A 2,421-nucleotide genomic window follows, 5' to 3' on the forward strand; every position below is an offset into this window, starting at 1 on the left:
CAGATGCTCTCTCCTACCTGAAAAGAGGGGTTTTATGTCAGTTTTTTAATTGATGTATATATATCGTAGGAATCCCCCACTTCAAGCGGCATTGGCCGATAAGTGGGGGAGTTCAAAAACTCTATATTTACCAAACAGGTCTTAACCTCGATGTTGATTTCACTTCATTTGCTTCATAAACTAATTTTGTTAAATCTTCTTTGAGCATTTGCACTCGTTCAGCACCTATATTTTCGATCCAGCGCCCCTCAATTTCAGTTAGTATCTCGTCTTTTGCTTTCACTACTAACCAACCTCGTTCGGTCAAAACAATAATTTTCCCTCTCTTATCAGTGGGATGAGTTTGGCGCATTACATAACCGCGTTTCTCAAGATAATCCACCATTTTACTTACAGCTTGCTTTGTAATTCCTAAGTACTCAGCTAGTTCTATACCTGTTGCACCATTAGGAGTGATGCATTTAAACATAAAACCATGTGCAGGTCTAATATCTTCAAATCCCAATTCATTCAATCTGTCATGTAGTTCATTAATCGATGCACTAAAAGATAATGACAAAAGTGATGTAAGATCTAATTCATTCAATGCTTGATGATTCATACATAAAACCTCCTTAAATAAAGTCAATTATGTTGACTTTATTTGGACTCCATTGTACTACGTGTAATGTAGTCAATCAAGTTGACTTTATTCAAATTGTATTGTACTATGCATATTATAGTCAATCAAGTTGACTATAATTCGATTATGAAAGAAATAGGATTCACCGAAATAAAAATTAATACATTATGGAGGGTTCTCATGGCTAATATCGTTAAAATTAGAGGGAGTGTATTTGCACCGTATGCTTGGTTGGAACCTATTAAAGATCCTGCAACAGGAAGGGTATTCGAATATGCTGGTGATGTGCGTGAATTTACACCATACGCTGTAAACACAATGCGATCAAGATTAGAGCAAGAAGTAATTATTGATTTTTATAAAAAAGAAATTTTCACATTTGCAGATGCTTGTATCGTAACTGTGAAAATTACAAATCCAGATGGTTCTATTGAGCATAAAAAAGGAAAAACAGGTACAGAAAACATTGTATGTACGAATGTTTTGTGGGGCGCAGATGAAGTTTCTTTTGAAATGAGTGCAAGTGCCAGCAATCCTTTAAATACAGCAGCACCTGCGGCTGACTATTTATTAACTATACGTGTTAACGAAAGTGGCATTGTGCATATTGAAGGTTCTCATGATGGGTTCCCCTGCTATGAATTTTATAAACAAACAGATTTTGGTCCATTTGAATTAATCTATACACATGATTTCAGAAAAACTGGTGACACTCCAGAAGCGTTAGCTGGAGAAATGGAATATAGTTTTAAAACGACAATCTAGATATAAATATGAATCAGAAGAGCATCACTATTTAAACAAGAGCAGCAAATTTGAAAGGAAAAGCAATTGATTATGCGAAAGAAATTGCGACCTGTTTTGCTCAAGGGTTCAATGTTATGCATTACCCAAAATAAAATTAGAATTACAGAGGTGTGTCTCATGACTAATATCGTTAAAATTAGAGCAAGCGTATTTATTCCAATGTCTTGGACTGAACCTAAGAAGGATCTTCAAACGGGAAACGTAATCCAATTTGAAGGTGACTCACGTGAATTTACACCTTATGCCGTAAACGCTATGCGTTCAAGAGTTGAACAAGAAGTAGTTGTAGATTTTTACAAAAAAGAAATTTTCACATATGCGAATACTGGCATAACAACAGAAAGAGTCACAAATCCAGATGGTTCCGTTAAGAAAAGAACAGGAAAAGCTAGTACAGAAGGTATTTTGTGCACTGATATTGTATGGAGTTCTGATGACGTCAAGTTTCAAATGAGTGCAAGTGCTAGCAACCCATTAAATGTATATGCACCTCCCGTTGACTATCTATTAACTGTACATGTCAAAAAAGATGGTACTGTCGATATTCAAGGTGTACATGATGGATTCCCTTGCTATGAATTTTATAAGCAAGTAAATTTTGGTCCGTTTGAACAAATTCATACACATGATTTCAGAGAAACTGGTGATACTCCTGAAGCACTAGCTGGAGAAATGGAGTATAGTTTTAAAAAGATATTGTAAAGTCAATGTGTTGCTACATTGTCACCGAACCAAGTAATAATCAGTGGGGGATGAAGAACCCCCACTGATTAAAGTTTCACTTTATTAGACGTGTATCGAGCGGTGGATGTTGTAGAAGAGGAAAAATTGTTTCATTTCCATGAAAAGCCGAATCCTGATTGTATTATAGGAGCAAATATTAGAGAGTATGACAATGGAACAACTCTTTACATCATTAGTAAATAAAATAAATTCTTCGCAGTAAGTATGCCGGTACAATTCAAGCGTATATTTTTTCACTCTATTTGTAA

The 2,421-nt window shown here is 35.3% G+C and carries 3 protein-coding genes and 1 pseudogene; 3 read left to right on the plus strand and 1 reads right to left on the minus strand.

Annotated elements, in window-relative coordinates; translation table 11 throughout:
• Positions 1 to 127: 127 nt before the first annotated feature.
• On the minus strand, positions 128 to 601 hold the full coding sequence (locus V7183_RS19895) for a MarR family winged helix-turn-helix transcriptional regulator (protein WP_097898165.1): 474 nt from the start codon (positions 599 to 601) through the stop codon (positions 128 to 130).
• 201 nt (positions 602 to 802) lie between these two features.
• Here V7183_RS19895 and V7183_RS19900 point away from each other — a divergent pair, with 201 nt between their 5' ends.
• From V7183_RS19900 to V7183_RS26020, 3 genes and pseudogenes are all read left to right on the plus strand, one after another.
• Positions 803 to 1,387, plus strand: coding sequence for a DUF3238 domain-containing protein (locus V7183_RS19900; RefSeq protein ID WP_097898164.1), 585 nt, complete (start codon positions 803 to 805; stop codon positions 1,385 to 1,387).
• 159 nt (positions 1,388 to 1,546) lie between these two features.
• Entirely contained in the window at positions 1,547 to 2,131 is a 585-nt protein-coding gene (locus V7183_RS19905) for a DUF3238 domain-containing protein (protein ID WP_097898163.1), read from the plus strand.
• Between the two features lie 78 nt (positions 2,132 to 2,209).
• A pseudogene (locus tag V7183_RS26020) lies at positions 2,210 to 2,314 on the plus strand (Rrf2 family transcriptional regulator); the annotation flags it as partial.
• Positions 2,315 to 2,421: the final 107 nt, after the last annotated feature.

It is taken from the genome of Bacillus sp. JJ1127 (assembly GCF_036965845.1).
Classification (GTDB): Bacteria; Bacillota; Bacilli; order Bacillales; family Bacillaceae_G; genus Bacillus_A.

Excerpts from the sequence above, each read along its gene's own strand:
- V7183_RS19900 (WP_097898164.1), top strand. The coding sequence starts at position 803 with ATGGCTAATATCGTTAAAATTAGAGGGAGTGTATTTGCACCGTATGCT.
- V7183_RS19905 (WP_097898163.1), top strand. The coding sequence starts at position 1,547 with ATGACTAATATCGTTAAAATTAGAGCAAGCGTATTTATTCCAATGTCT.
- V7183_RS19895 (WP_097898165.1), bottom strand. The coding sequence starts at position 601 with ATGAATCATCAAGCATTGAATGAATTAGATCTTACATCACTTTTGTCA.